Annotated in this window: 20 protein-coding genes and 2 pseudogenes; 10 read left to right on the top strand and 12 right to left on the bottom strand. The window is 69.5% G+C overall.

Annotated elements, in window-relative coordinates; all coding sequences use genetic code 11:
• The 3 genes and pseudogenes from G6048_RS34100 to G6048_RS34090 form a co-directional block, all read left to right on the top strand.
• Positions 1–130: pseudogene (locus G6048_RS34100) on the top strand (IS5/IS1182 family transposase); the annotation flags it as partial.
• A 453-nt stretch (positions 131–583) separates the two neighbouring features.
• Entirely contained in the window at positions 584–3,334 is a 2,751-nt protein-coding gene (gene ppdK, locus G6048_RS34095; RefSeq protein WP_165343469.1) for a pyruvate, phosphate dikinase, read from the top strand.
• A 365-nt stretch (positions 3,335–3,699) separates the two neighbouring features.
• Positions 3,700–4,308: a GPP34 family phosphoprotein gene (locus G6048_RS34090; RefSeq protein WP_165343468.1), complete on the top strand. Its 609-nt coding sequence runs from the start codon at positions 3,700–3,702 to the stop codon at positions 4,306–4,308.
• A 75-nt stretch (positions 4,309–4,383) separates the two neighbouring features.
• Here G6048_RS34090 and G6048_RS52030 read toward each other — a convergent pair whose 3' ends face one another.
• Entirely contained in the window at positions 4,384–4,548 is a 165-nt protein-coding gene (locus G6048_RS52030; protein ID WP_408056199.1) for a DUF6510 family protein, read from the bottom strand.
• A 168-nt stretch (positions 4,549–4,716) separates the two neighbouring features.
• Here G6048_RS52030 and G6048_RS34085 point away from each other — a divergent pair, with 168 nt between their 5' ends.
• Positions 4,717–5,466 (top strand): transposase family protein, encoded by a 750-nt coding sequence (locus tag G6048_RS34085; RefSeq protein ID WP_165343467.1) that lies wholly within the window; start codon positions 4,717–4,719, stop codon positions 5,464–5,466.
• A 46-nt stretch (positions 5,467–5,512) separates the two neighbouring features.
• Here the strand turns inward: G6048_RS34085 and G6048_RS34080 are convergent, their stop codons facing one another.
• The 3 genes from G6048_RS34080 to G6048_RS34070 all read right to left on the bottom strand — a co-directional run bounded on the left by G6048_RS34080 (position 5,513) and on the right by G6048_RS34070 (position 8,623).
• Positions 5,513–5,950 (bottom strand): LAETG motif-containing sortase-dependent surface protein, encoded by a 438-nt coding sequence (locus tag G6048_RS34080; RefSeq protein WP_165343466.1) that lies wholly within the window; start codon positions 5,948–5,950, stop codon positions 5,513–5,515.
• A 217-nt stretch (positions 5,951–6,167) separates the two neighbouring features.
• Entirely contained in the window at positions 6,168–7,682 is a 1,515-nt protein-coding gene (locus G6048_RS34075; protein ID WP_165343465.1) for a sensor histidine kinase, read from the bottom strand.
• Positions 7,679–8,623 (bottom strand): response regulator transcription factor, encoded by a 945-nt coding sequence (locus G6048_RS34070; protein ID WP_165343464.1) that lies wholly within the window; start codon positions 8,621–8,623, stop codon positions 7,679–7,681. The genes G6048_RS34075 and G6048_RS34070 overlap by 4 nt, the downstream gene beginning before the upstream one ends.
• Before the next feature lie 303 nt (positions 8,624–8,926).
• On the opposite strand from G6048_RS34070, the gene G6048_RS34065 reads away from it, so the two are divergent.
• Complete coding sequence (locus G6048_RS34065; protein WP_165343463.1) at positions 8,927–9,541, top strand: carbonic anhydrase; 615 nt, start codon at positions 8,927–8,929, stop codon at positions 9,539–9,541.
• 218 nt (positions 9,542–9,759) lie between these two features.
• A complete protein-coding gene (locus G6048_RS34060) occupies positions 9,760–11,925 on the top strand; it encodes a SulP family inorganic anion transporter (RefSeq protein ID WP_408056198.1) in 2,166 nt (721 codons plus the stop codon).
• 25 nt (positions 11,926–11,950) lie between these two features.
• Here the strand turns inward: G6048_RS34060 and G6048_RS34055 are convergent, their stop codons facing one another.
• Positions 11,951–12,688 carry a TetR/AcrR family transcriptional regulator gene (locus tag G6048_RS34055; protein WP_165343462.1) on the bottom strand — a complete coding sequence of 246 codons (738 nt, stop codon included), beginning with the start codon at positions 12,686–12,688 and terminating at the stop codon, positions 11,951–11,953.
• 230 nt (positions 12,689–12,918) lie between these two features.
• Here G6048_RS34055 and G6048_RS34050 point away from each other — a divergent pair, with 230 nt between their 5' ends.
• Positions 12,919–14,679, top strand: coding sequence for a CocE/NonD family hydrolase (locus tag G6048_RS34050; RefSeq protein WP_165343461.1), 1,761 nt, complete (start codon positions 12,919–12,921; stop codon positions 14,677–14,679).
• A gap of 147 nt (positions 14,680–14,826) precedes the next feature.
• Here G6048_RS34050 and G6048_RS34045 read toward each other — a convergent pair whose 3' ends face one another.
• Positions 14,827–15,567, bottom strand: a complete 741-nt coding sequence (locus G6048_RS34045) for an SDR family NAD(P)-dependent oxidoreductase (protein WP_206342449.1) — start codon at positions 15,565–15,567, stop codon at positions 14,827–14,829.
• A gap of 149 nt (positions 15,568–15,716) precedes the next feature.
• Here G6048_RS34045 and G6048_RS34040 point away from each other — a divergent pair.
• The 3 genes and pseudogenes from G6048_RS34040 to G6048_RS34030 form a co-directional block, all read left to right on the top strand.
• Positions 15,717–15,944 (top strand): annotated as a pseudogene (locus G6048_RS34040) (nuclear transport factor 2 family protein); the annotation flags it as partial.
• A complete protein-coding gene (locus tag G6048_RS34035) occupies positions 15,941–16,795 on the top strand; it encodes an NAD(P)H-binding protein (protein ID WP_165343459.1) in 855 nt (284 codons plus the stop codon). The pseudogene G6048_RS34040 and the gene G6048_RS34035, both read left to right, overlap by 4 nt.
• Before the next feature lie 64 nt (positions 16,796–16,859).
• Positions 16,860–17,786 carry an oxidoreductase gene (locus G6048_RS34030; protein ID WP_165343458.1) on the top strand — a complete coding sequence of 309 codons (927 nt, stop codon included), beginning with the start codon at positions 16,860–16,862 and terminating at the stop codon, positions 17,784–17,786.
• Positions 17,787–17,801: 15 nt separating this feature from the next.
• On the opposite strand, the gene G6048_RS34025 is transcribed toward G6048_RS34030, so the two are convergent.
• From G6048_RS34025 to G6048_RS48845, 6 genes are all read right to left on the bottom strand, one after another.
• Entirely contained in the window at positions 17,802–18,569 is a 768-nt protein-coding gene (locus G6048_RS34025; protein WP_165343457.1) for an SDR family NAD(P)-dependent oxidoreductase, read from the bottom strand.
• A gap of 72 nt (positions 18,570–18,641) precedes the next feature.
• A complete protein-coding gene (locus tag G6048_RS34020) occupies positions 18,642–19,226 on the bottom strand; it encodes a TetR/AcrR family transcriptional regulator (protein ID WP_165343456.1) in 585 nt (194 codons plus the stop codon).
• Positions 19,227–19,272: 46 nt separating this feature from the next.
• Positions 19,273–19,632, bottom strand: a complete 360-nt coding sequence (nirD, locus tag G6048_RS34015; RefSeq protein WP_165343455.1) for a nitrite reductase small subunit NirD — start codon at positions 19,630–19,632, stop codon at positions 19,273–19,275.
• Positions 19,629–22,223, bottom strand: coding sequence for a nitrite reductase large subunit NirB (gene nirB / locus G6048_RS34010; protein ID WP_165343454.1), 2,595 nt, complete (start codon positions 22,221–22,223; stop codon positions 19,629–19,631). Before nirB ends, nirD begins: the two co-directional genes overlap by 4 nt.
• The gene (locus G6048_RS34005) at positions 22,223–23,437 is read right to left on the bottom strand and encodes an NAD(P)/FAD-dependent oxidoreductase (RefSeq protein WP_165343453.1); all 1,215 of its coding nucleotides are present in this window, start codon (positions 23,435–23,437) and stop codon (positions 22,223–22,225) included. The genes nirB and G6048_RS34005 overlap by 1 nt, the downstream gene beginning before the upstream one ends.
• Positions 23,438–23,505: 68 nt before the next feature.
• On the bottom strand, positions 23,506–23,717 hold a 212-nt coding region (locus G6048_RS48845), incomplete at its 5' end, for a hypothetical protein (RefSeq protein WP_206342448.1).

Here is a 23,717-nt window from a genome sequence, read left to right as displayed (position 1 = left end):
GACCCTGCGCCAACTGGCGCCGCTGTTCGGGGTGTCCAAGTCCGCGGCCGACCGCATCATCGACCACCTCGGACCCGCGCTCGCCCTCCAGCAGCGCAAGCGGTTCCGCACGGACGCCGTGCTGATCCTGTACGCGCCGGAGCGGGCCGAGGAACGACTCCTCGCGATGGGTGTGTGACACCCGCGTTACGACCCGTGTATGCGTCCGCATGGTGAAATCTGGCCGCTCTCAGCGGCGTGATTCTTGCCACCCTTGATAAGGGTTGCGCTCAGATGAGCGGATCTTGAGCACCTGCACTTCTCCAAGGAGTGGCACTCAGTGCCACCCCTTGATCGTTCACGCTGTGAACTCACACGTACGAAGCGCCGCTCACATGAGCATTTCAGGGGGTCTATGGGCGTTGACTCGTTCGGGAAGTGAAAACACCGACTCTCGACTCATTGCCAGCTCTTGACTTGCGATCTGTTGGCGGACGAGCGGTTACGGCCGTATGACGCGCAAGTGGACGTACCGAGGTACCTTCGATCTGGGTATGTTCCTCGCCGTCAGGGCAGCCAACGCGTCCTCGAGGAGTCGAGATCCGTGTCGGAAAACAAAGATCCCCACGTAACTGGTAGCGGCGACGGTGCTGTCGGCGGAGCGAAGTTCGTTTACGACTTCACCGAGGGCAACAAGGACCTCAAGGACCTCCTCGGTGGCAAAGGCGCGAACCTCGCCGAGATGACCAACCTGGGCCTTCCCGTCCCGCCGGGCTTCACGATCACCACCGAGGCCTGCAAGACGTACCTCGACAGTGGCGAGGAACCCGCGGCACTGCGTGACGAGGTGAGTGCACACCTCGACGCCCTCGAAGAGGCGATGGGCAAGAAGCTCGGGCAGGCCGATAACCCCCTCCTCGTATCGGTCCGTTCAGGGGCGAAGTTCTCCATGCCCGGCATGATGGACACCGTCCTGAACATCGGGCTCTCCGACAAGTCCGTCCAGGGGCTGGCCAAGCAGGCCGGTGACGAGCGCTTCGCCTGGGACTCGTACCGCAGGCTCATCCAGATGTTCGGCAAGACCGTCCTCGGCGTCGACGGCGAACTCTTCGAGGACGCGCTGGAGTCGGCGAAGGCCGCCAAGAAGGTCACGGTCGACACCGAACTCGAAGCGGCCGACCTGAAGAAGCTCGTCACCAAGTTCAAGAAGATCGTCAAGACCGAGGCCGGGCGCGACTTCCCGCAGGACCCGCGCGAGCAGATGGACCTCGCCATCCACGCGGTCTTCGACTCGTGGAACACCGACCGCGCGAAGCTCTACCGCCGCCAGGAGCGCATCCCGCACGACCTCGGCACCGCCGTCAACGTCTGCTCGATGGTCTTCGGCAACCTCGGCCCGGACTCGGGTACGGGCGTCGCCTTCACCCGCGACCCGGCCAGCGGCCACCAGGGCGTGTACGGCGACTACCTGCAGAACGCGCAGGGCGAGGACGTCGTCGCCGGCATCCGCAACACGGTCCCGCTCGCCGATCTGGAGAAGATCGACAAGAAGTCGTACGACCAGCTGATGCAGATCATGGAGACCCTGGAGAACCACTACAAGGATCTCTGTGACATCGAATTCACCATCGAGCGCGGCCAGTTGTGGATGCTCCAGACGCGCGTCGGCAAGCGGACCGCGGGTGCGGCCTTCCGTATCGCGACCCAGCTGGTGGACCAGGGGCTGATCGACGAGGCCGAGGCGCTGCAGCGCGTCAACGGCGCCCAGTTGGCCCAGCTGATGTTCCCGCGCTTCGACGAGGACACGAAGGTCCAGACGGTCGGCCGGGGCATCGCGGCGTCGCCGGGTGCGGCGGTCGGCAAGGCGGTCTTCGACTCGTACACGGCGGTGAAGTGGTCGCGTTCGGGCGAGAAGGTGATCCTGGTCCGCCGCGAGACGAACCCGGACGACTTGGACGGCATGATCGCGGCGGAGGGGATTCTGACGTCGCGGGGCGGTAAGACGTCCCACGCGGCGGTCGTGGCGCGCGGCATGGGCAAGACGTGTGTGTGCGGCGCGGAGGAGCTCGAGGTCGACACCAAGCGCCGTCGGATGACGGTGCCGGGCGGTCATGTGGTGGAGGAGGGCGACCTGATCTCGATCGACGGGTCGAGCGGCAAGGTGTACCTCGGTGAGGTGCCTGTGGTCCCGTCCCCGGTCGTGGAGTACTTCGAGGGCCGGATGCACGCGGGCGCCCAGGACGCCGACGAACTGGTCGAGGCCGTGCACCGGATCATGGCGTTCGCCGACCGCAAGCGTCGCCTGCGGGTGCGCGCCAACGCGGACAACGCCGAGGACGCGATGCGCGCCCGTCGCTTCGGCGCGCAGGGCATCGGCCTGTGCCGTACCGAGCACATGTTCCTTGGTGACCGTCGTGAGTTGGTCGAGCGCCTCATCCTGGCCGACACGGAGGCCGAGCGCGAGGAGTCGCTGAAGCAGCTGCTGCCGCTGCAGAAGCAGGACTTCGTGGAGCTGTTCTCGGCGATGGACGGCCTGCCGGTGACGGTCCGTCTCCTCGACCCGCCGCTGCACGAGTTCCTGCCCGACATCACCGAACTCTCGGTCCGGGTCGCCCTGGCGGAGTCCCGCCAGGAGCCGCACGAGAACCTCCTCCGTCTCCTCCAGGCGGTGCACCGCCTGCACGAGCAGAACCCCATGCTGGGGCTCAGGGGTGTGAGGTTGGGCCTGGTCATCCCCGGCCTGTTCACGATGCAGGTACGGGCGATCGCCGAGGCCGCGGCGGAGCGCAAGGCCGCGAAGGGCGACCCGCGCGCGGAGATCATGATCCCGCTGGTCGGCACGGTCCAGGAGCTGGAGATCGTCCGCGAGGAGGCCGACCAGGTCGTCGCCGAGGTCGAGGCGGCGACGGGCACGGACCTGAAGCTGTCGATCGGCACGATGATCGAACTGCCGCGGGCCGCGCTGACGGCGGGCCAGATCGCGGAAGCGGCCGAGTTCTTCAGCTTCGGCACGAACGACCTGACGCAGACGGTGTGGGGCTTCTCGCGTGATGACGTCGAAGCGTCGTTCTTCACCGCCTACTTGGAGAAGGGCATCTTCGGCGTCTCCCCCTTCGAGACCATCGACAGGGACGGCGTCGGCTCCCTGGTGAAGCTCGCCGCCGAGGCCGGCCGCGCCACCCGCCCCGACCTGAAACTCGGCGTCTGCGGCGAACACGGCGGCGACCCGGAGTCGGTCCACTTCTTCCACGAGGTGGGCCTGGACTACGTCTCCTGCTCGCCGTTCCGGATCCCCGTAGCCCGCTTGGAGGCCGGCCGCGCGGCCTCCACGTCGAAGGGCAGCGACCACCGCTGATCCCCATGCCGAGGGGCGGCGATCATTGCTGACCCCCACGTCGAGGGGCAGCGATCACCGCTGCCCCTCCCGACTCCGGAGCCGCCGTCGGTCACCCCGACCCTCACCGACGCGATGGCGGCTCCGGGCGCGAAAGGGAGGGGGCGGCGCCTGTGCGGAGGCGCCGCCCCTTTCGGCGCGACGACCGAGGTCAGCGCACCGTGTGCAGGAGCCCCGAGCAAGGTCGGCCGTCACGGGCTGTTCACTTGGGATGCGGCTGTCGTCCTCGCTCCGTAGGCTCGTACGGAGTGTTGCCGGCGGGCCGAGGTACACCTGGCGCACCGCGTCGCTCGCCTCCAGCTCCTTGAGGTGAGGTGGAGTCATTCATGACCACGCCGCGGGACCTTTTGATCACCGCCATGGAAGTGGCGGCCAGTCGCGCCCCGGAGCGAGGCGATCTGTCACTTGCGCTGGCGGGTGCCGAGCTGATCGACCTCCTGGATGCCCGAGCCATCACACTGGCCGGTGATCACATCGTGCCGAGTGACCGGCACGCCGTGGCTGATCGGATGTTGGACGAGGCTGTGTCGTCGCTCGCGCGACAAGCGCCGTACGACTCAGTCGACGACTGGCTGTGGCGCAGGGGCCGCGACCTGTCCGCGGCCTATCTGGCCGCGCTTGAAGCGGCAGGGCAGCTCAGTCGGCAACGCCACCGCCGCTGGATGATCTTCCAGCCCACTCACGTGGTGCTGGTGGATTCGCCCGCACGCCGCCACGCGGCTAACCGCTATGCATCGGGTGAGCCCATCATCGCCGCCCTCGCGGAGGCCGTCGGGATTGGCGACAAGCCGACGGCAGAGTCACCGAGCGTGGCCGACGATGCCGTGGCGACAGTGCTCGCCGCCGTCCATGATGCGGTAAGGAGTCTGGAGGCCGAACGGCAGCGGCAAGCCCTCGACGAGGCGGCCTTCGACAACATCTGGCGGGGTGAATAGGAACCCGCTGCGCGCACTCTGAACAGCCAAGTCCTGGCCAGGAGAACGGTCCCCCCCCCGGTCCGTTCTGATCGGTCAGGTGCCGAGGGGGAAGGTGAGGGCGACGGTGCCGCGGAGGTCGAGCCAGGCTTTGTCGGGGCTGCGGACGAGGCGGAGGATCACGTGGTCGCAGGCGGAAAGACGGACTCTCGCCGGGCACCGAGTCGTACCCGTACCTCCTCCGGCGCGAGTTCCTCGCAAAAGATGCTGCTGTAGCCGAAGGGATACGCCTCGAACACCCGGCGGAGTCAGTGAGCCCTTTCAGCCTGGGCACTGATCGGGTGAGGGGATCGATGCCCGCAACGCACGAGACTCCCGTGCCGTTGAGGGAGGTGTTCGAAGTCTCAACTCATCGGCGCAGGAGCCTCGTTGGTTTCCTATCCTGCCGCACTCGACCTGCCCCATGCCCTGGTCGAGTGGGTCACCATGCTCATCGTCACCCGCGAGGGTGACCGCCGCTGCAAGCTTCCGCCGCACCAGCGTGCCCTGGTCGGCCTGGTGTACCTGCGCCGGCACGACACCCTCGCCCAGCTCGCGGCCGGCTTCGGCATCTCCGTCGGCACCGCGCACGCCTACACGACCGCGGTGATCGGCCTGCTCGCCGACCGCGCGCCCGGTCTGCTGCGTGCCCTACGCGAGGCCGACCCGGACTACGCCCTGCTGGATGGCACCCTCGCGGAGTGCGACCGGGTCGGCGACAGCCGGGCCGACTTCTCCCACAAGCACCGCCGACACGGGGTGAACGTCCAGGTGGTGACCGACCCGGCCGGGAAGCTGCTGTGGATCTCGCCCGCACTGCCCGGCCGTTCGCACGACCTGACCGCGGCCCGCACCCACCGGGTCATCCGAATCTGCGAACGCCAGGGCGTTCCCATCCTCGCCGACCGCGCCTACATGGGAGCCGGCCCGTGGGTGACGACGCCCCTCAGACGCCCACCGAACCGTGACCTCACGCCGAGCCAGCAAACCGTCAACCGCGCGTTGTCCACGGCACGGGCACCGGTCGAGCGCGGCATCGCACGACTGAAGTCGTGGCGGATCTTCCGCCGGTCCCGGTGCAGCCCCAATCGAATGTCGTCAATCGCAGCCGCCGTCCTCACCCTTGAGCGGCAGCGCTGAAAGGGCTCAGTCAGTCATTCCGTCATCCTGTTCAAGCGACCACAGGTCAGCGGGTCGTACGGCGCTTGCGGGCCGCCAGCAGTACGCCGCCTCCGGCGAGCAGGACGGCCGCGCCGCCGCCCGCGAGGTACGGGGTCGCGCTGCTGCCGCCCGTCTCGGCCAGGTCGGTGCCCTGGTCGCCCGCGGTGTCGTCCGTTCCGTTGGACTCGTCGGCTCCGGCTCCCGAGTCCTCGTCGCCGGTGTTCGTGTCCTCCGCGGGGACGAAGCCCGCGGGCGGCTTGTCGCAGCCGATGCCGTCCTTGTCGCGGTCGAGGTGGTCGCCGTAGTGCTCGTCGCCCTCGAGGATGTTCTTGTACCCGTTCTCGTACGCCTCGGTGCAGTTCTTGAACGGGTGGTTGCCGTCATGGGCCACGGCGGTGGCAGGCAGGGCGGCCAGCGCCAGGGCTGCGACGGCCACGGCGGCAGGTCTGCGGAACAGGTTCATGGAGAGCCCCCAGATATGTGCGGATATCCGTACGCGTGATCACGAAGTGGCGATCGAGCGGATTTGAGGTGATCAACGTATTGAGGGGCTGGCGATGTAGAGGCGATATGAAGGACCTGTGATGTGAACGTGACGTGACTGGAAGGTAGCTCTCCGCTCATAGGGCGGGGCTTTGTAAAGCGCAGGGTGTGTGAGTACCGCCAACCCGGGGTGTGCGTCAGGCTCGCAGCGCCGGGGCCTCCCGGCGGCGAGGGCCGGGTTTCCCTGCCGGAGGCTCGTGTGACTGTGCGGACGGGAGGCGGACCACCGCGTCCAGGCCGCCGGTCGCCGCGGCGTGCAGGGTCACCTCGCCGCCGCTCGCGTGGGCGAGGCGCTGGACCAGGGAGAGGCCGAGGCCGGTGCCACCCTTGGGGGCTCCCGGGGCGCGCCAGAAGCGGTCGAAGGCGCGGCTGCGCTGTTCGGGGCTCATGCCGGGGCCCTCGTCCGTGACGTGCAGGTCGACCCAGGACGCGCGGCTTTCGCGGAGGTGGTGGAGATGGTGCAGGGGGTGCCGGCGGGCGGGTGCCGAGAGGCGGAGCTCCATCGACACGGTGCTGCCGGACGGTGAGTGCCGCAGGGCGTTGGACAGCAGGTTGTCCAGGATCTGCTCCACCGCTCCCGGGATCGCGAGTACCTGGCCCACGCTGCCGGCGAACAGTACGAGCGAGACATCGTGCCGCTTGAACAACGGCGCCCACGTCCGGTGCCGTTCCGCGCAGATCTCGCCCACGTCGACCGGGCCCGGGGCGGCCGCGCTGTCCTCGAGGCGGGCCATCGCCAGCAGCCCCTCGACCATCCGTGACAGCCGGTCCGTCTCGGTCACGGCGGCGGTGAGGCTGCCCCGGGCGTGCTGGGCCGTGTCGGGCTCCAGGTTCTCCAGTCGCAGCCGCAGGGCCGCGAGCGGGGTCTTCAGCTGGTGCGAGGCCTCGCCGGCGAAGGCGCGTTGCGAGGCCAGGAGGTGTTCGAGGCGGGCGGCGGTCCGGTTGAAGGCCGCCGCCAGGCTGCGTATCTCCGGCGGGCCGGAGGTGACGGCCACCGGAGTCGCCTGGCCGCCGTCGGCCAACTGGTGTGTGGCCTCCTCCAGTTGGCGGATGGGGCGCCCGGCCCACCGGGCAAAAGCGAAGGCCAGCGCGGCGACCGCGGTCAGGGCAGAACATCCGGTGAACCCCAGCAGCAGCCACACCCGGCCGACCCGGTCGGCGACCATCTCCGTGGGCAGCGTGATCCGCACCGCTCCCCGCGCCCGCTCGTCGCCCGCGCCCTGAGCCCCGCCGGGCGCGACGACCGGGGCGGCGACGGACAGATACTCCACGCCGCCCATCGTGGACGTACGGACATCGCTGGTGGCGGTGCCGTCGAGTGCGGCGGCCACTTCGGTGCGCGACGGCAGTTGGCGTTTCTCCACATCCGACAGCGGATGCGAGGTGGCCAGCAGATCGCCGTCCGCGTCCAGGACGACCACCTGTCCGCCGATACGCTCGGCACAGTGGGCGACCCGCTTGTCGAGCTCGCCCTTCCGCCCCGCCGAGAGGGACAGCGCGGCGAACGCGGCCACCGACTCGGCCTCGTCGACGGCGGAGTTGACGATCCGTTCCCGCTCGGCCCGCGAGTAGACGATCCCCAACGGGATCTCCAGGCACAGCAGGACGAAAGCGGCGAGGCTGAGATAGGTCAGCAGCAGACGGCGGGTCATGACACCGCGGCCTCCTCGGAGGCGTCGGGGGTGCCGGTGGGGCCGCCGCGCTCCCGGCCGGTCGGCTGCCCCGCGGTCCGTACGGCGAGCCGGAACCCCACCCCGCGCAGGGTCTGTATCCACGCCGTGTCGCCGAGCTTGCGGCGCAGCGTGGCGACATGCACGTCCAGGGTCTTGGTCGGGCCCTGATAGTGCGTGTCCCAGACCCGGTTGAGGATCTGCTGCCGCGAGTACACCGCTCCGGGGTCCTCGGCGAGCAGCGCCAGCAGCTCGAACTCCTTGGGGGTGAGCGGCACCGGCACCTCGCCCACCCACACCTGCCGCGTCCGCCGGTCCACCACGAGCGGTCCGGGCGCCGGGGCGCCGCCCGCCGGCTCGCCGGGTTCGGGCGGGGACTGTTCGTACCTGGGTGGTTCGTAGGCCCCCCGGTCGTACGCGGCGGGGGCGGCAGGTTCGTACGCGTTCGGATCGTACGTCGCGGACTGGGCGGCGTACGGATCGGGCGTGTACGTACCGGCTGCGGGGCCAACGTACGTACCGGCCGCAGGAGTTGCGTCCCCCAGCGCCCCTGTCCCCGGCCCCGTGCGGTGCAGCCGTCGCGTCACGGCGCGGATGCGGGCGACGAGTTCGCGGATGCTGAACGGTTTCGCCAGGTAGTCGTCCGCGCCGAGCTCCAGGCCCAGCACGCGGTCGGCCTCCTCGCCGCGCGCGCTGAGGATGATGATGGGGACGTCTGAGGTCTGGCGGATGCCGCGGCAGACGTCGATGCCGTCCAGGTCCGGCAGGCCCAGGTCCAGCAGGACGACATCGCCGTGCGGCCCTCTCAATCCCTCGGCGCCGGTGGCGACATGGCTGACCGTCAGCCCGAAGTGGCGCAGCCCCTCGGTCAGCGGTTCGGCGATCGTCTCGTCGTCCTCGATGAGCAGCACTCGTACGCCCATGCGTCCTGTCTCTCCATGAAACATGAATCCGGACAACACGAATCCCGTGCTGTGGGGTCGCCACGCTACAAGAGATCTCATGTGCGTGTCCCATGAATGCGGGGTTTGTGAAAAGGCGCTCAGTAAGCGCTTGTATCTGTCCGATTCGACTGGTTCAGACGGCTTCGGTGGGATGCCTGGCTGAAATATGTGGCAAACCTGGTGTCGCCTTAGTGTCCCCTTAACCTTTCTCTGGTCGGACCTCCCCTACGGTACATAAGGCCTGGTCAGAACAGGTTCATGAACTGGTTTGAGGGAGGAAACGTGAAGGCATTGCTGGATCGCGCCCGGTCGTTCAAACGTCGGGTCGATTTCGAGAGCGGTGAATACCGGAAGCTGACCGAGGGGCAATTCCCGGAGGCCCTGTTCATCACCTGCTCGGACTCGCGGGTGATACCCGCTCTGATCACCGGCGCAAGGCCCGGCGAGATATTCGAGCTGCGCAATGCGGGCAATATCGTGCCGCCGCACGATGAGCACGGAGCGGCCTCCGGCGAGGCCGCCACCATCGAGTACGCGCTGGAGGTGCTCGGCGTTCAGGACGTCGTCGTGTGTGGTCATTCCCACTGCGGCGCCATGGGGGCGCTGAAGCGCGGCACGGACCTGTCCGGGCTGCCGCGGGTGGACGCCTGGCTCGACCTCGCCCGGCCGGGGCTCACCTCCCTGCTCGGGAACGCCGTCGAGCCCGAGGACCCGGCTCTGCGGGAGGTCGTGCAGATGAACGTGCGCAACCAGTTGGCCGCCCTGCGCGAGTACCCGACGGCCCGTCAACTCCTGGACGCCGGGCGGCTCCGGCTGCACGGCTGGTACTACGAGATCGACACCGGCCAGGTCCAGGAGCTGGACGAGGACGGTCTGTTCCGGGTGCACGCGTCATGAGCGGGCAGCATGCGCGGCGGGCGCGCGGACGCGGTGCGGGAGCGGCGGGGACCTCGTCGTCGACGGTCACGATGGAGACCACGAGCCCTCGCAGTCAGAGCCCTCAGAACCCTCCGGGGGCCCGAAGTACCGAGGAGGGGTCTGCCGGTCCTGCCGGTCCTCCGACTTCCCCGAGCTTGCGCAAGGGGCGCGACTCAGGCGATGGCAGTGGCGGTCGCGTGGACTTCGCCACCGAGATCACCGCCTCGCTCGTCGTGTTCCTCGTCGCGTTGCCGCTGTGTATCGGGGTGGCCGTGGCGTCCGGGGTGCCCGCCGAGCTGGGGATCATCTCCGGGGTCATCGGGGGACTGGTGGTAGGGGCGGCCCGGGGCAGCACGCTCCAGGTCAGCGGGCCGGCCGCCGGGCTCGCGGCGCTGGTCGCGGAGACGGTGATGGAGTTCGGCGTCGCCATGCTCGGCGTGATCGTTCTCTTCTCCGGCATCCTGCAGATCATTCTGGGGATGGTCCGACTCGGCCGCATGTTCCAGGCGATCTCGCTGGCCGTCGTGCAGGGCATGCTCGCCGGGATCGGGCTGCCGCTGATGTTCAGCCAGGCGTACCCGATGGCCGACGCCAAGGCTCCCGGCATGCCGATCGAGAACATCGCCGGTGTTCCCGGCCTTGTCGTGGACACCCTGGCGAACCCCCAGGCGGGGATCGCGGCGCTGCTCGGCATCGTGACGATCGTGCTCAGCTTCATGTGGAAGAAGATGCCGGGCCCGGTGAAGAAGGTCCCGGCGGCGCTCGTGGCCGTGGGCATCGGTATCGGGGTGGCCTCGATGCCGGGCGTGGACGTGAAGACGCTCCAGGTGGGCAACCTGCTGGCTTCCGTACAGGTGCCGGGGGCGGAGCAGTTCGCGGGCCTCGCCAACGCGGGGATCATCACCGCGATCCTCACCTTCACGGTCATCGCCTCGGCGGAGAGCCTGTTCACCGCGGCGGCCGTGGACCGGATGCACAACGGCCCGCGCACCCGCTACAACACCGAACTCATCGCCCAGGGCGCCGGAAACACGGTGGCCGGCATCCTCGGGGCGCTGCCCATCACGGCGGTCGTGGCCCGCAGCTCGGCCAATGTGCAGGCCGGAGCCAAGACCCGGCTCTCCCGTACGCTGCACGGCTTGTGGCTGCTCGCCTTCGCGCTGCTGCTGCCGCAGGTGCTCGCGCTGATCCCGATCTCGGTGCTCGCGGGCGTCCTCGTGCACAGCGGGTGGAAGCTGTTCGCGCCCGAGGAGTTCCCGAAGATGTGGCGTCAGGACCGGGGCGAGTTCGCGGTGATGACCACGACGACGCTGGTCATCACCGCCACGGCGCTCCTGGAGGGCGTACTGATCGGCCTCGCGGCCGGTGTGATCCTGGCGGCGCTGCGGATGTCGCAGACGGTCGTCCGGCAGCACATCGACAACGACACGGCGAAGGTCGTCATGGCCGGCAACGCCACGTTCCTGCGCCTGCCGCGCCTGATCGACGCCCTCGAGTCCGCGGCCGCCTCCGGCAAGCCCCGCATCCGCCTCGACCTCACGGGCGTAACCCACCTGGACCACGCCTGCCGCAGCCAGATCGACGAGTTCGTCGCGCAGCAGCGGGGGGCTGGGTTGCGGGTGGAGTTGCTCATGCCGGGGGCGGCGGTTACGGGTACGGGGGCTGCCGGGACGGGGGCGAACGTGCCGCCGCCGGTGGTGCCGACCGCCGGTGCATCCTCCTCCGCATCCGTGCCGGGGGCGGATGCGGAGGAGGAGCGGGTTCTGGCCTCGGTCCCTGCCGCCGCCTTCGACGGGGAAGCGGACCGGCGGTGGGAAGGGACCTCGACCCCGACCGGGGCGCCAAGCCCGAGCTGGGAGGGGGGCATGAACCAGGCGTGGGAAGCGACTGCGCCCGTCGGCCGGGCAGCCCGGGATGCCGCGCTCGACGGGGGAGCGGACCGGGCGTGGGAAGCGGACTCCTCCATCGGCCCCGCTTGGGAAGCGGACGCGTTCACGGGCGCGGCTTGGGACGTCACCCCGGGCCGGGGAACGAACCCGGCTCGGCCGGCCAGCGGGACCGCGACTTGGGACTCCGACCGGACTTGGGACCACGACCAGGCTTGGGGCCATGACCAGGCTTGGGACACCGACGCGTCACGGAACACCGACCGCCCCCGGACCATGGACCGCGCCCGGGACACCAACCCGCCCGCCGATCCCTCCCATGACCGAGCCACCGCCGACCGTTCTGCCGATCCGGCCCCCGTCCCGGGTCCGACAGCCGAGTGGTTCTACCTGGACACGGAACCCATGCCGGGCACATCCCCGTCCCGCGTCATGCCTCTCTTCCGCCGGGGCCGGTCGACGACCGAGCGGGTCTGACCCCTCACCTCACGGTCTGGCCTGGTCAACGGGTGGTTGAAGGACCCGGTCCGCATGATCCGGGAGCTGCCTCGTCCGGCTCGGCGGGCGCCTCGTCGGTGTGGACCGGGTCGCCCACGGCGCCCCCGGTGGCCGTGCGGACAGCGTCCGCGATGAAGGCGAAACTCTCGTCACCGAGCTGCCGCGGATCGGTGCCGTCCAGAAGGCCGGCTCCGACGTACTCGTTGATGACTCGCAGGGCGGCCGCGGTGGCCGCGGCGTGCAGACGTACCTGGAGGTCGTCGGGCCTGAGTCCGAGGCGAGTCGCGATGACCCCGGCCAGTTCGCGTTCCACCTGGTCGCAGGCCATCAGCCAGGCCGTGCGCAGGGCCGGTTCGGTCTCGGCCAACCGAACCATCTTGATGCCCAGCCCGGCATCGGCCTGCTCCGACGGGCCGATCTCGCTGACCAGCCGCTTCGCCTCCGTGGCGAAGTGCTCCTCCAGAGAGCGGCGCGGCGGCCAACTGCGCAGAGTGGCCAGTTCCCACTCCACGCTCTGCGCAACGATCGGCTCCGCACAGCTCTCCTTGCTACGGAAGTGACGCCAGATGGTGCGGGTCGACAGACCTACCGCTTCCGCGATCTGGTCACCGCTCGTGCCGTCGACGCCCTGCGCCCAGAACAGGCGCGCCGCCTCCCGCGAGATCTCCAGACGTACGCGACGGCGCCGCTGCTCACTCATCCCGCCACGGCTGCGTTCGGTCGATGCCACGTCGTCGGCCATCTTTTCGCCGCCCTTTCAGCATCACGCTCACTCAGTGCCATATTGGCATTAAGTGACACACTTGCGCCAGTCAGGTGCCCGCGACTTCGGTTTACCCGGCCACTTGCCATGTCTGTCACTTAGTGACATTGTCACTAAGTGACAGACGGGTTGTCGAGTCTGTGCAAGGCCGGCCTGCGCAGCGAGTGACCCCAACCGAGTTCACCCGTACCCGACCTCCGGAGCACCGCATGAGGAAACGACCAGCCGCCACCACCGCAGCCCTGCTCACGGTCTGCGTTCTGACCGGCGGCCTCATAAGGACAGCCGTCGCCGCGCCGGACCAGGCAACCGGCGGCGGCCGGACAGGGAAGACGGCCGTCGCCACTGCTACCGAATCGGTCACGCACGAGGAGAACGAGCGGGTGCCGGAAGGGGCGCGCTGGACCCAGCACTACTTCCCCTCCTCGGACGGCTCCAAGACCGAGCTGCACGCCGATGTTCTGCTTCCGGAGAACCTCCCCGCTGGCGCGAAGGTGCCGGTCATCGTGTCGGCCAGTGCGTACTTCGGCCACTCGGGGCAGTTGGAGGTCGAGGAGGAGCACTCCGGCCCCTCGGAGCGCTTCCAGGACCTCGTGGAGGGGACCGACCTGTTCGACAAGGGGTACGCCTTCGTCATGGTGGACACGCGCGGCTTCGGCGGCTCCACAGGATGTCTCGACCTCGGCGGGCCCGGAGACCAGGCCGACGTCGAGGCCGCGATCGACTGGAGCGCGAAACAGCCCTGGTCCACAGGAGCGGTGGGAATGTACGGAAAATCCTTCGATGCCTACACCGGTCTCCTCGGCAACAACGTGAAGCACGACGCGCTGAAGGCCGTCGTCGCCCAGGAGCCCATCTGGGATCTGTATCAGCAGCTCCATTCCAACGGCGTGCCGCGTCCGAACAGTGTCCAGGTGCCCACCACCTACAACCGCATAGCCGGCCTGGCTCAGTTGCCGGACGACGACAAGCGGTACCGGACCAACGCCGCGTACGAGACGAAGCACCCCGAGTGCCTGGCGCTCAACGCCTTCGGCCCCTCCATCGGTGATCCGGACGACCCGTACTGGAAGGACCGCAGCCCGGCCAGGAACGCGAAGGGCACCGACACTCCGCTTCTCTTCACTCAGGGCACCGCCGAGCCCAACACCCTGCCCGTGGGGATGGAGGAGTTCCTCGACCATCACCGCGGCCCCCAGCGGGGCTGGGTCGGCCCCTGGGACCACGTACGCGGCAATGAGCGCACGCCGGACGGGAAGCTCGCGATGGGCCGCGCGAACTGGTTCAAGGAGACACTGTCCTTCTTCGACGAACACCTCAAGGGCATCGACCCGAAGACCCAGTACCCGAACTACGCCGTCCAGGACAGCCTCGGGTACTGGCGCGCGGAGAAGTCCTGGCCCACAGCGAACCGCTCCGCGAACCTCCGTCTCGGCAATGGCTCGTACGTGGACAGCGGAGCGGGTTCGCAGCCGACGTCCCCAGAAGAGGAAGCCGGTCGTGACGCCGGCAGCTTCTTCGTCTGGTCCGAGCCTCTTGAGACGGCCACCCGGGTCACCGGCACGCCCCGGGTCACCATGACGGCCAAGGGTGAGGGCAACGTGATGGTCAAGCTGTACGACGTGGACGAGGACGGCAACGCTGTCGCATTCGACGAGCGAGTTTCCCGGCTGGACCGGGACCGGCTGGACATCGGCCTGAAGTCGACCGACTGGACCCTGCGGGCCGGCCACCGCCTCGCCGCGGAGATCGGCTCGGTGCAAACCGGCGATTGGCTCGACACCCCCTCCAAGCAAAAGATCCGGATCACTGACGCCCGTCTCCATCTGCCCATGGACAACCCGGCTGATGACATCGCCACCGGTGGCGACCGAGCGCCGTGGCTCGACACCTTCAAGCAGATCAACGCGGCGAAGCTGAAGCCCGGCCCAGCCACGTTCTCGGTGCCTCCGGTCCGTGCGCGGCGCTGAAGACGCCACACCCCTGGACATCCTCGACCGGCGACTGGCGGGCATCCGACAAGCCCGCCGTGCCAGGGCCTGGGATGCGGACCAAGCGGGGGAGGTCGCCCGGTCCGGGAAGCGGACCGGGTGACCTCCCTCGGGGCTCAACGCGTGTCAGGCGGTGAAGCCGCCGTCGACATGGATCGAGGCTCCGGTGATGTACGCGCCGTCCGCACTTGCCAGGTGGGCGACGGTGGCCGCGATCTCGGCCGCTTGCGCGTAGCGGCCCACAGCGGTGAAGCCGGCGATCATCTCGGCGTTCGGCCCGTCGGCGGGGTTGGTGTCCGTGTCGGTGGGGCCGGGATGTACCAGATTGACGGTGACTCCACGCGGGCCGAGTTCTCGGGCCAGGCCTTTCGTCATCCCGGCCAGAGCCGTCTTGCTCATCGAGTACAGCGCCAGTCCGGGGAAGACCGCACGCTCGGCGACATTGCTGCCGATGCTGATGATGCGGCCGCCCTGGTCCATATGGCGCACCGCCGCCTGGGACGCCGCGAACGGTGCCCGGACGTTCACCGCCAGAGTGCGATCGATCTCTGCCGACCCCAGGTCTTCAAGTGGGCCGACGAGAAAGACGGCGGCGTTGTTGACGAGGATGTCGAGCCTGCCGAACATCGCGGCGGCCTCGTCCACCGCGGCGGTGAGTGCCTCAGGGACCGCGCTGTCGGCTTGGATGGCAAGGGCCCGGCGCCCCCGGGTCTTGATCTGCTCCACCACCTCGGTGGCGCGTTCCACGCTGTTCTCATAGGTCAGGACGACGTCGGCGCCTTCTTCGGCCAGTCGTATCGCCACAGCGGCACCGATACCCCGGCTCCCACCCGTGATCAAGGCCACGTTTCCTTCAAGTCGGTTCATGACGCTGAGCATTGCTGGCACCAGCGCCGGAAGCTGGCGGTAATCCGACCTGGGGTTCAATCCCGTGGCGGACGGGAGCCCAGGACCCTGGCGATGAAGTCCGCCAGGTGAGAACGCATCTGCTCGCGCGTCATCCGCTGTCGGCCGGTGAGATGTTCGACTTCCCCCACGTCGAGATCCACCAGACCCTCGCCCCGGAGACCATCGTGGTCGAGATGCGCGGTGTGGGCCGTCTGGTGCACACCGACAGCCCCTTCGACATGTCCTACATCGCCGTTGTCACCGTCAAGAACGGCCTCATCACCCGCTACCGCGACTACTGGAACCCGCTCGCCGTCCAGGACCCAGCCACCAACTTCGCCGGGAGTAACGGATGAACGCCTCCCAGGAGTTCACCCTGGTCATCGGAGCCACCGGCACCACCGGCAGCCGCGTCGCCGCCCGACTGGCCGCCGCAGGCCGGCGCGTCAAGGCCGCCAGCCGACGTGCCACCCCCGTGGACGGTTCCCGTGCCGTGCGGTTCGACTGGAACGACCCCGCCTCCTTCGAAGGCGCCCTCGAAGGCGTGGACCGGGTCTATCTCATCCCGCCGCTCGGCTCTCCGGACCCGGCAGCAGCCATGCTGCCCTTCCTCCAGCAGGCCCGCACCGCAGGCGTCCACCGCGCAGCCCTGCTCAGCTCGTCGGCGATCCCCGCCGGAGGCCCTGCCGTGGGACAGGTTCACCAGGCCCTGCCCGGCCTGTTCGACGAGTGGGCGGTCCTGCGGCCCTCGTGGTTCATGCAGAACTTCACCGGCAACCACACGCACGCCCGGACCATCAAGGCGTACAAGACCATCCACACGGCAGCCGGTGAGGGCCGCGTCGGATTCGTCGACGCCGACGACATCGCCGCCGTCGCCGTGCACGCACTGACCGAGACGCGGGCCCCGAACACCGACCTGATCATCACCGGGCCACAAGCGCTCAGCTACGGCGACATCGCCGCCATCCTCACCCAGGTCACCGGCCGGACCACCACCCATCGCGGGCTGACCTACGAGCAGATGCGCGACCGTCTGGCCGCCGACATGCCCGCCGAATTCGCCGCGATGCTCGCCGGTATGGACTGCGCCATCGCCGAAGGCGCCGAGGACTGCACCACCGACACGGTCCAGCGCCTCACCGGCCGCCCACCCCGCAGCTTCCGCGCATTCGCGGAACAGGAGATGCGTCGACTTCGGAGCTAGCCTGAAACTGCACGTCTCGTACGGAGTTGAGAGGGTCCTCAAGGCGCCGTGAAAAGGAGCCGTCATGGCCGGCTGGAGTGTGCGGGACATCCCTGACCAGGGCGGGCGTATCGCCGTCGTGACCGGTGCCAACAGTGGGCTCGGGCTGGCCGCCTCGCGTGAGCTGGCCCGGCGGGGGGCGCATGTGGTGCTCGCCTGTCGGAGTGAGGAGCGGGGGGCCGGTGCTCGCGACCGAATTCTTGGGGAAATCCCTGATGCGCAGCTCGAGTTGAGGGCTCTTGACCTCGGACGGCTCGACTCAGTACGGGAGTTCGCGGGCTCCTTCGGGCACGAGCGGCTCGATCTGCTCATCAACAACGCCGGCGTGATGGCCCTGCCCCACGGGCGCACAGTGGACGGCTTCGAGACCCAGTTCGGGGTCAACCACCTCGGGCACTTCGCGCTCACCGGGCTTCTGCTGCCGCTGCTCCTGAAGACGCCGGGCGCGCGGATCGTCACCGTGTCCAGCACCATGCACTCGATGGCCAACATCGACATCAACGACCTCAACAGCGAGCGCCGCTACAACCGTTGGCTCGCCTACTCCCGCTCCAAGACGGCCAACCTGCTCTTCACGCACGAACTCGCCCGCCGCCTCGCCGCGACCGGCTCGGACGTCGTCGCGGCCGCCGCCCACCCCGGCTACGCGGCCACCAACCTGCAGACCAAGGGCCCCAAGCTGGAGCGTCGCAAGGCAGCCGAACTGTTCATGCGCACCGGCAACCGTTTCTTCGCCCAGTCCGCCGAATCCGGCGCCCGGCCCATCCTGTACGCGGCCACCGCACCCGGCGTCGAACCCGACTCCTTCACCGGTCCCTCGTTCGCCAACTGGCGCGGCTCACCCGCCAAGTCCCGCCGCGCCAAGTGGACGCTCAACGACGCGGCGGGGGAACGGCTCTGGGCAGAATCGGAACGGCTCACGGGAATGACGTACGACGTCCTCAAGGGGTGAGTGGTGGGGGTGCGCTCAGGCTGTGGAGCCGCCGTCCACCACCAGATCCGCGCCCACTACTGACGCCGCGTCGTCCGACGCCAGGTACAGCACCGCGGCCGCGATCTCCTTGACCGTGGAGACCCGGCCGAGCGGCACGTCGGTCTTCATGCGCTCCGCGCGGTCGGCCTCCGTCTCGCCCGGCCGCAGGGACATGGGCGTGGCGGAGGCGCCGGGGCTGACGGCGTTGATGCGGACGCCGTCCGCGATGTGGTCCAGGGCCGCGCCGCGGGTGAGGATCGACACGGCCGCCTTGGTGGCGGCGTAGGCGGTGGTGCCGGGGATGCGGCCGTGCACGCCGATCCGCGAGGCGATGTTGACGATTGCGCCGCCGCCGGGCTGGGTGCGCATCCGGCGGACCTCGGCCTGGAGGGCGAGTAGTACGCCAGTGACGTTGATGTCGAGCATGCGGCGCCAGGCGTCCTCGGGGACGTCCGCGACGGGCCGGCCGCCGGCCTCCAGGACGCCCGCGTTGTTCACCGCCACGTCGAGCGAGCCGAACCGGTCCACGGTGGCGTCGACGAGGGCCTGGATGTCGGCGGACCGGGTGACGTCGGCGGTGACGGCAAGCGCCTTGCCGCCCGCCTGCTCGATCAGCGCGACCGTCTCGTCGAGCGGCTCCCGCCGGCGCCCGGCGACGACGACCTGCGCGCCCTCGGCGGCGAAGGCCAGCGCGACGGCCCGTCCGATGCCGGAGCCCGCACCGGTGACGAGGGCGGTCCTGTCGGTGAAGCGGTGGGTCATGATCTCCTCGTTTCTTGACTGATCGGTTCAGTATGAGGGCATGAGAAAGGCACCCTCATGGGCGCCCGAATCTCAGTCCAGCAGTGCCAGAGCCTGCTCCGCCGCGTCCCGGACCCGGCCCGGATCCGCCGACGCCTTGCCGACGACCCGCAGTCCCTGCAGCAGGACCAGCAGCATGCGGGCCAGGGTGCGCGGATCGCGGTCCTCGGGCAGTTCGCCCTGTGCCTGCGCGCGGACCAGGGCCGAGTGCAGCAGGGTCTCCAGGTGGTCCCAGCTGCCCTCCACGAGGCGGCACGCCGCCGTGTCGTGCGGGGCCAGCTCGGCAGCCGAGTTGACGACGAAGCAGCCGGTCAAGCGGTGGTCTTCGGCCGTCGCCTCCATGGCGAAACGGCGTACCACCGCCCGTACGCCGGGCAGGGCCGGTCCCGGCTGGGACAGCTCCCGCAGCAACTGCGGACCGGTCGCCTGCCGGTAGCGGTCCAGCGCCTTCAGGTACAGCTCGCGCTTGTTGCCGAAGGTGGCGTAGATGCTGGCGCGGCCGATCCCGAGGTGCTTCTCGAGATCGGCCATCGACGTCGCCTCGTAGCCGCGCCGCCAGAACAGCCGGAGGGCTGACTGCAGCGCGGCGTCGGGATCGAACTCCTTGGTCCTGGCCACGGGAAGCAGCCTAGGTTTTTCTGAAACGATCGGTCAAGTAATGGCTCTATGCCGTGCGGATCTCGTACGTCGCCACCGTCACCGCGTCGTCGTCCAGGCACCGCCCCGACTCCAGCTCGAAGCGCTGCTTGAGCAGGGGTGAGGCCACGAACGGGCGGCCCTGGTGGGAGCCGATGAGGCCGCGGGAGAGGACTGCGGCGCCGGTGAACGGGTCGCGGTTGTCGATGGCGTACAGGCGGCCCGCGCGGTCCTGGAAGAGGGCGGCCTGGCGGCCGTCGGGGAGCAGGGCCGCCACCCCGCGGCCGGGCATCAGGGCGCTGATGTCGCAGACCGGGAACCAGTCGTCCGCCGCGTCGTCGACGCGAAGCTGGACCTTCAGGGTCGTCGTCTCGGGTGCGAGGGTCATCGCTGGGCGCTTCCTTCCAGGGGACGGGTGCCGATGGTCAGCAGCGGCAGGTCGGGCTTGATCTGGTCGCGCTCGGGGACGAAGCCGACGACGGGGTCGGGGGTGTCCGGCGCGTTCACGAAGGAGACGAAGCGGGACAGCTTCTCCGGGTCGTTGATGGTCTCGGCCCACTCGTCGCGGTAGTTCGCGACATGCGCGGCCATCAGGGACTCCAGCTCCTCGCAGATGCCCAGGGAGTCGTCCACGACGACGTCGCGTACGTGGTCCAGGCCGCCGGGGATCCGCTCCAGCCAGGTCGACGTGCGCTCAAGGCGGTCGGCCGTGCGGATGTAGAACATCAGGAAACGGTCGATCAGGCGGATCAGTTCGGCGTCGGAGAGGTCCTGCGCGAGCAGGTCCGCGTGGCGCGGGGTGGCGCCGCCGTTGCCGGCCACGTACAGGTTCCAGCCGTTGGCCGTGGCGATCACACCGAAGTCCTTCGACTGGGCCTCCGCGCACTCGCGCTGGCAGCCGGAGACCGCCGACTTCAGCTTGTGCGGGGAACGCAGCCCCCGGTAGCGCAGCTCCAGGTCGATCGCCATGCGTACGGAGTCCTGGACGCCGTAACGGCACCAGGTCTGCCCCACGCACGACTTCACCGTACGCAGCGCCTTGCCGTACGCGTGCCCCGACTCGAAGCCCGCGTCCACCAACCGGGCCCAGATGAGGGGGAGTTGCTCGACGCGCGCGCCGAACATGTCGATGCGCTGGCCGCCGGTGATCTTCGTGTAGAGGCCGAAGTCGCGCGCCACTTCCCCGATGACGATGAGCTTCTCGGGGGTGATCTCCCCTCCCGGGATGCGCGGCACGATCGAGTACGAGCCGTTCTTCTGGAGGTTGGCGAGGAAGTGGTCGTTGCTGTCCTGCAGGGCCGCCTGGTCGCCGTCCAGGACATAGCCGCTCGCGCCGATCGTGGGGGCGAGGGAGGCGATGATCGAGCCCACGGCCGGCTTGCAGATCTCGCAGCCGTCGCCGCCTCGGGCGCCCTCACGGCCGTAACGGTCGAGCACGTCCTGGTACTTGTTGATGCGCAGGGCGAGGACGATCTCGTACAGCTCCTCGCGGGTCTGCGAGAAGCAGCCGCACAGGCCCTTGTCGACCTCGACGCCGCTGGCCTCCAGCTCGGCGTTGACGAGCTGGCCGAGGACCTTGACGCAACTGCCGCAGCCCGTACCGGCCTTGGTGCACTTCTTGACCTCGGGCACCGTCGTGCACTGGTGGTCGGTGACCGCGCCGCGGATCGTGCCCTTGGAGACGTTGTGGCAGGAGCAGATGACCGCCTCGTCCGGCAGCGCGGACGGGCCCAGCTGGGCGCCGCCGCCCGAGCCGGCCGGGAGCACCAGCTGCTCAGGGGAGACGGGCGGTACGGAACCGGTCAGGGCGCGCAGCGTGCCGTACGCATCCGCGTCGCCGACCAGGATGCCGCCGAGCAGTTCGCCGTCGCGGCCGATGACCAGCTTCTTGTACAGGCCCGAGCGGGAGTCGGAGTAGACGACGTCCAGGCAGTCGTCGGTGGCGCCGTGCGCGTCACCGAAGGAGGCCACGTCGACGCCGAGCAGCTTCAGCTTGGTGGAGAGGTCGGCGCCGGTGAAGGACGCCTCGTCGGCGGCGATGGTCGCGGCGGCCGTTTCGGCCTGCTCGTAACCGGGCGCCACCAGGCCGTACACCCGGCCGTCCGCCGCCAGCGCGCACTCGCCGATCGCGAAGACATGCGGGTCGGAGACGGTACGGCACTGCTCGTCGACCGTGATGCCGCCGCGCTCGCCGACCGTCAGGCCGGAGTCGCGGGCGAGCTGGTCACGGGGACGTACACCGGCGCTGAACACCACCATGTCGGTGGCGAGTTCGGAGCCGTCGGACAGCTTCATGCCGGTCACGGCGCCCGAGTCGTCGGTCACGATCTCCTGCGTGCCCACGCCCGTGTGGACGGACAGGCCCATGTCCGCGATGGTCCGCAGCAGGGCGGCGCCACCGCCCTCGTCGACCTGCACCGGCATCAGGCGGGGCGCGAACTCCACGATGTGGGCGTTCAGCCCGAGACCTTTGAGCGCGCCCGCGGCCTCCAGACCGAGCAGACCGCCGCCGACCACGGCACCGGTCGTCGCCTTGGCCTTCGCGTACTCCTCGATCGCGAGCAGGTCCTCGATCGTGCGGTAGACGAAGCAGCCCTCGGCGTCCTTGTTCGGGACCGGCGGCACGAACGGGTACGAGCCGGTGGCGAGGACGAGGACGTCGTAGTCGACGACAAGTCCGGAGCGGGCGGTCACCTTGCGGGACTCACGGTCGATGGTCTCGGCCGGGTCGCCGACGTACAGCTCGATGCCCTCCTTCTCGATGAACGCCATGTCCGTCATCGAGAGGTCCTCGGGCGTCTTGCCCGAGAAGTACGAGGTCAGCGCCACGCGGTCGTACGCCGGGCGCGGCTCCTCGCACAGCACGACCACGCGGTGCGTGGCGGTCAGGCCGCGCTCGGCGAGCGCTTCGAGGAAGCGCTGGCCGACCATGCCATGGCCGACGAGCACGATCGTGGGGGTCGCCCCAGTGGCGGTCATCAGGAGCCTCCATCGTTGGTGAGCAGGTGGAGCAGAGGGCCGGTCTGGGGGAGCGGCTCTGCTCCCTCCCAGGCGCGGGCGAGCGCGCCTACGGTGCCGAGTTCGCCGACGAGTACGCCGCCGACCACGCGGTCGTTACGGACGACGACCTTGCGGTAGGTGCCGCGGGTCGCGTCGGCGAGCTGGATGACGTCGTCACCGGGCTGCGGGGTGGGCTCGCCGAAGGCGGCGAGGTCGAGCGGGGTGCCGGAGGCGAGGGTCAGGCGGGTGAGGGCGCGGGTGCCGGTGTAGCGGGCGGCGCCCTCGCCCGTCGCCAGCAGCTCGGCGAGCGCTTCGGCCTGTTCGAGGGCGGGCGTCGCGAGACCGTAGACGGTGCCCGCGTGCTGCGCGCAGTCGCCGATCGCCCGGATGTGCGGGTCGGACGTCCGCAGCTCGTCGTCGACGATGACGCCCTTGTGCACGGCGAGCCCCGCATCCTGGGCGAGACCCACGCGCGGGTGCACGCCGCAGGTCAGCACCACCAGGTCGGCGTCGAGCGCGTACCCGTCGGCCAGCTCGACCGAGCGGACGGCTCCGCCGACGCAGCGCACGTCACGCACTCGGCACTCGGTGTGCACCTCGACGCCGAGGTCCTTCAGGTGCCGGAGCACCAACTTCGAGGCGGACGGGTCGAGTTGGCGTTCCATCAGCCGCTCGGCCTGCTGCGCGAGCATGACCTGCGCGCCGCGTGCGGCGAGGGCGCGGGCGGCCGAGACGCCGAGCAGACCGCCGCCGATGACGACGGCGCGGGCGTCCGGGCGCACGGCCTTGGACAGCCCCAGGCAGTCGTCCATCGTACGGAAGGCATGCACGCCCTCCGGCAGTACGTGATCCTCGGTGAAGAGCCCGCGCAGGGGCGGCAGCTTCGCGTTCGACCCGGTCGCCAGGACCAGCGTGTCGTATGCGATCACCGAGCCGTCGGAGCAGTGCACCTGCCGCTGGGTCTTGTCGATGTGGGTGACCCGGGCGCGGACCAGTTCCGCGGGTGCGGGCAGGGCGATCACGTCCGGGGCGTACCGTCCGGCCAGCACCTCGGCGAGCAGCACCCGGTTGTACGGGGTGTGCTCCTCCTCACCGATGAGCACGGCGGGCAGCCCGAGCTCGCCGAGCCGCCGGGCGAGCCGCACGCCCGCGAGGCCGGCGCCGATCACCACCACACGCGTATTCGAGGTCATGGTGACGAGAGTGCGGGGCGGGTGTTACCCGGCCGCATCACGGTTGTTTCCCGCGGGGAACGCTGCCCTCAGCGGGGGGACTCCGGCGGTGTGAGGGTGGGGTTCGTTGTCGGCTGCGAGTTGCCTCCGGCGGTGGGGCGGTTGGGTTCGTTGTCGGCTGCGGCGCCGTTGTGGCTGCGTGACCAGCCATGACGCACCCGCAGCCGCGACACGACCGTCACTGCGCGCAGGTGGCGGCGACAGGTAGGCAAGTACTTCACCGCCAAACGCATGAGGGCAC

Source organism: Streptomyces ureilyticus (genome assembly GCF_011045025.1).
GTDB lineage: Bacteria > Actinomycetota > Actinomycetes > Streptomycetales > Streptomycetaceae > Streptomyces > Streptomyces ureilyticus.
Note: the sequence above shows the minus strand (reverse complement) of the source record. Positions and strands in the feature narration are given on the sequence as shown.

What these genes read in the sequence shown, in the direction of transcription:
- G6048_RS34090 (WP_165343468.1), top strand. Translation starts at nt 3,700, where the DNA reads ATGACCACGCCGCGGGACCTTTTGATCACCGCCATGGAAGTGGCGGCC.
- G6048_RS34080 (WP_165343466.1), bottom strand. Translation starts at nt 5,950, where the DNA reads ATGAACCTGTTCCGCAGACCTGCCGCCGTGGCCGTCGCAGCCCTGGCG.
- G6048_RS34075 (WP_165343465.1), bottom strand. Translation starts at nt 7,682, where the DNA reads ATGACCCGCCGTCTGCTGCTGACCTATCTCAGCCTCGCCGCTTTCGTC.
- G6048_RS34070 (WP_165343464.1), bottom strand. Translation starts at nt 8,623, where the DNA reads ATGGGCGTACGAGTGCTGCTCATCGAGGACGACGAGACGATCGCCGAA.
- G6048_RS34055 (WP_165343462.1), bottom strand. Translation starts at nt 12,688, where the DNA reads ATGGCCGACGACGTGGCATCGACCGAACGCAGCCGTGGCGGGATGAGT.
- G6048_RS34050 (WP_165343461.1), top strand. Translation starts at nt 12,919, where the DNA reads ATGAGGAAACGACCAGCCGCCACCACCGCAGCCCTGCTCACGGTCTGC.
- G6048_RS34045 (WP_206342449.1), bottom strand. Translation starts at nt 15,567, where the DNA reads ATGAACCGACTTGAAGGAAACGTGGCCTTGATCACGGGTGGGAGCCGG.
- G6048_RS34035 (WP_165343459.1), top strand. Translation starts at nt 15,941, where the DNA reads ATGAACGCCTCCCAGGAGTTCACCCTGGTCATCGGAGCCACCGGCACC.
- G6048_RS34030 (WP_165343458.1), top strand. Translation starts at nt 16,860, where the DNA reads ATGGCCGGCTGGAGTGTGCGGGACATCCCTGACCAGGGCGGGCGTATC.
- G6048_RS34025 (WP_165343457.1), bottom strand. Translation starts at nt 18,569, where the DNA reads ATGACCCACCGCTTCACCGACAGGACCGCCCTCGTCACCGGTGCGGGC.
- nirD (WP_165343455.1), bottom strand. Translation starts at nt 19,632, where the DNA reads ATGACCCTCGCACCCGAGACGACGACCCTGAAGGTCCAGCTTCGCGTC.
- nirB (WP_165343454.1), bottom strand. Translation starts at nt 22,223, where the DNA reads ATGACCGCCACTGGGGCGACCCCCACGATCGTGCTCGTCGGCCATGGC.
- G6048_RS34005 (WP_165343453.1), bottom strand. Translation starts at nt 23,437, where the DNA reads ATGACCTCGAATACGCGTGTGGTGGTGATCGGCGCCGGCCTCGCGGGC.